The sequence below is a fragment of the Hyphomonas sp. genome, from assembly GCF_046313735.1.
Classification (GTDB): Bacteria; Pseudomonadota; Alphaproteobacteria; order Caulobacterales; family Hyphomonadaceae; genus Hyphomonas.
Window position 1 is genome coordinate 1 of the sequence record NZ_JBKBXW010000083.1, and the last position, 3,046, is coordinate 3,046.

4 protein-coding genes are annotated in these 3,046 nt (G+C 65.2%); 3 read left to right on the top strand and 1 reads right to left on the bottom strand.

All coding sequences use genetic code 11. From position 1 onward, the window contains the following. The 3 genes from ACK4SV_RS16485 to ACK4SV_RS16495 form a co-directional block, all read left to right on the top strand. The coding region (locus ACK4SV_RS16485) for a Usg family protein (RefSeq protein WP_409918933.1) at positions 1–290 on the top strand (290 nt) is incomplete at its 5' end. A 110-nt stretch (positions 291–400) separates the two neighbouring features. Then, positions 401–1,267 carry a GGDEF domain-containing protein gene (locus ACK4SV_RS16490; RefSeq protein ID WP_409918934.1) on the top strand — a complete coding sequence of 289 codons (867 nt, stop codon included), beginning with the start codon at positions 401–403 and terminating at the stop codon, positions 1,265–1,267. A gap of 83 nt (positions 1,268–1,350) precedes the next feature. After that, positions 1,351–2,550, top strand: a complete 1,200-nt coding sequence (locus ACK4SV_RS16495; protein WP_409918935.1) for a CaiB/BaiF CoA transferase family protein — start codon at positions 1,351–1,353, stop codon at positions 2,548–2,550. On the opposite strand, the gene ACK4SV_RS16500 is transcribed toward ACK4SV_RS16495, so the two are convergent. Then, a partial coding sequence (locus tag ACK4SV_RS16500; RefSeq protein ID WP_409918936.1) for an SDR family oxidoreductase occupies positions 2,547–3,046 on the bottom strand: 500 nt, incomplete at its 5' end. The two genes, ACK4SV_RS16495 and ACK4SV_RS16500, sit on opposite strands and share 4 nt — an antisense overlap.

The following is a 3,046-nucleotide window of genomic DNA, read 5'->3' on the forward strand; positions in this document are numbered from 1 at the left end:
GCAAACAGGAGATGCGCATGGCCATAGACCCCGATTTTGCCCGACGCCTCGAAGGCGGCGGCCTGCTGACCACCGAGATTCTCTATTACCTGCCGGACCATAAAGGCATCCTGCAGAGCTTCGTCTGGCAGACGATGGACATCGCCCCGCGCTTTCCGCGCCTGCATGCCTTCCTCGATCACTGGCGCCGCGAGATCGAAGCGATGATCCATTCGATCCACATCGCCCATTCCGACTGGATTGGCCCATCAGAGTTCCGCAGCATCGACGGGCGTTGGGTGCTGTCCTGAGCCCATTGGTAAATACAGTCTTTCCAGCCGCCGGTTAAACCACCTGCGCTTGCAAGCGCCATCTAAAACATCCTGCGCTAGGGTCCCCGGAAGGATGGCAGGAGCTGGCAATGGGCGTTTTTCGCCGCGAGATCTGGAGTGCGGTGAATTTTTTCATCCTGGTGGCGGCGACCGCGCTGTCCCTGTCCTTCACCGTGTCCCTCTTTTTCTACCAACTCGGCCTGCCGGCAGATCTCGGCGCATATATCCGCCTCAACCTCTTCGTCTCGGGCTGTGTCGCGCTGCCGACGGCCATCATCGCCTCGCTACATGATTTCCACATGCGCGCCTATCAGCACAAGCTGGAGGAAATGGCCTGGACGGACTCGCTGACCGGCCTCCTCAATCGCCGCTTCTTCATTCATGCAGCCGAGGAAGAGCGTGCCCGCATGCGGCGCACCAAGACCAGCGCCGCCGTCGTCCTCATCGATCTCGACCATTTCAAGGAAGTCAACGACCTTTACGGCCATGCCGCCGGCGATCTCGCGCTCAAGGAAATTGCCGCGATTGCCCATTCTGAGCTTCGCGGCCCGTTTGACCGCCTCGGGCGCTGGGGCGGCGAGGAGTTTGTTGTCCTCCTCAGCGGCGTGACCGAAGACCATGCGGTCGTCGTCTGCGACCGGCTGCGCGCCCGCATCCAGGATGAGGTGATCCAGATCGGTGACCGCGAAGTCTCCGTGACGGCCAGCTTCGGCGTGTGCATGATGCATCCTGCCACGCCGCTCAATGCGGCGATCGAGGGAGCCGACACGGCGCTGTACGAAGCCAAGCGCGAAGGCCGCAACCGCGTGATTGTCGCGCCGGCCTCCGAAGCCGCCCTGCAGATTGTGACGGCGCTTCCGGTCCGCAGTGTGAAACCCGGCCGGGCCGGCAAGGGCGGCCGTGCGGCTGAGCGCGTGAGCGATGACCCGGCGCCGCGGCGCGCGAAGGCGAGCTAGCGCCACCCGGCATCCGGACAAGGCTTGCGGCCCCGGCGCTTTCCTGATTGGAAACGCTTGCTGCCAGCTTCCGGAGACCGCCCATGCAGGTGCCCCCGCGAAAAGGTCCGCTTACGGACCTGCGCGTCATCGAACTCGGACAACTGATCGCGGGCCCGTTCTGCGGGCAGATCTTCGCTGATTTCGGCGCCGATGTGATAAAGGTCGAGCCGCCGGGGCAGGGCGATCCGCTCCGGGACTGGGGCCAGGAAGGCTTTCCGCTCTGGTGGTCGGTCGTCGCGCGCGGCAAGCGCTGCATCACCGCCAACCTGCGCGAGGCCGAAGGCCAGGACATCATCCGGCGGCTCATCGCCGAAGCCGATTTCCTGCTCGAGAATTTCCGCCCCGGCACGCTCGAGAAATGGGGGCTCGGCTATGAAGCCCTCAAGGCAATCAATCCGCGGCTGATCATGATCCGCGTGTCCGGGTACGGACAGACGGGGCCGTATGCGGCCCGCGCCGGCTATGCCTCGGTCGGCGAGGCGATGGGCGGGCTTCGCTATGTCATGGGCGAGGCCGACCGGCTGCCCGCCCGCGCCGGCATCTCGCTGGGCGACAGTCTCGCCGGCCTGCATGCGGCGCTCGGCGCGCTCGCGGCTCTGCACCACCGCGAGAAGACCGGCGAGGGCCAGATGGTGGATGCGACGATCTACGAATCCGTTCTGTCGGTCATGGAAGGCCTCGTGCCCGAATACCAGTTCGGAGGATATATCCGGGAACGCACAGGCTCCTACCTGCCGGGTATCGCGCCCTCAAACATCTATCAGGGGACGGACGGCATGGTCGTCATCGCTGCCAATCAGGACACGGTCTTTGCGCGATTCTGCGAGGCCATCGGCCAGCCCGGCCTCAAGGACCATCCCGACTACCGCACCCACACCGCGCGCGGGAAAAACCAGTCCGCGCTCGACGCGCTCATCCAGTCATGGGCGGCCACACGCAGCATCGAAGAGATCGAGCGGCTGATGACGGAGCACGGCGTCCCGGTCGGACGCGTCTACCGCGCGCCGGAGATGCTGTCCGATCCGCACTATGCGGCGCGGGAGTCCCTTATTGACGTTCTGAGCGAGCGCTGGCCGGGCCTGCGCCAGCAGGGCGTGTTCCCGAAGCTGTCTGAAACCCCCGGCCGCCCCCGCTGGGCGGGCCCCGAAACCATCGGTCAGCACACAGAGGAAGTCCTATCCGAACTCCTCGGCCTCACGCCGGAACAGGTTGAAAAGCTCCGCACCAGCGGCATCGTCTAACGCGCCGTCAGCGCCCCATCGATCACATGCTCCTGCCCGGAGATGTAGCTCGACGCATCTGACGCCAGGAACACGATCAGCTCCGCAACTTCCTCCGGGCGCCCCGCGCGGCCCATCGGTGTGGTGCCGACTGCGATGACATTCGGGTCCATCGCATTGCCGCCAGACGCCGCCGCCAGCGCCGCGGCATTCTCGGCCGGCATCGTCTCGGTCATCCGCGTGATGGATTTCTGCCAGATCGGCGTGTCGATGATGCCGGGATGCACGGAATTGACCCGGATCTTCAGACCCAGCGTCCCGCACTCGACTGCCGCCGCTTTGCTGAACAGCCGCACCGCCCCCTTGGAGGCGCAGTAGGCGCTGGCACCCGACGCACCCCGCAGGCCCGCAACGGAAGAGATATTGATGATGCTGCCGCCGCCCGATTTCATGGCCCTCATAGCCGCGCGGGTGCCAAGAAACACGCTGTCGACATTCACCGCCATCTGCCGCTGCC

Bases quoted from the DNA above. Each gene is read 5' to 3' on its own strand.
- ACK4SV_RS16490 (WP_409918934.1), top strand. From the start codon at position 401: ATGGGCGTTTTTCGCCGCGAGATCTGGAGTGCGGTGAATTTTTTCATC.
- ACK4SV_RS16495 (WP_409918935.1), top strand. From the start codon at position 1,351: ATGCAGGTGCCCCCGCGAAAAGGTCCGCTTACGGACCTGCGCGTCATC.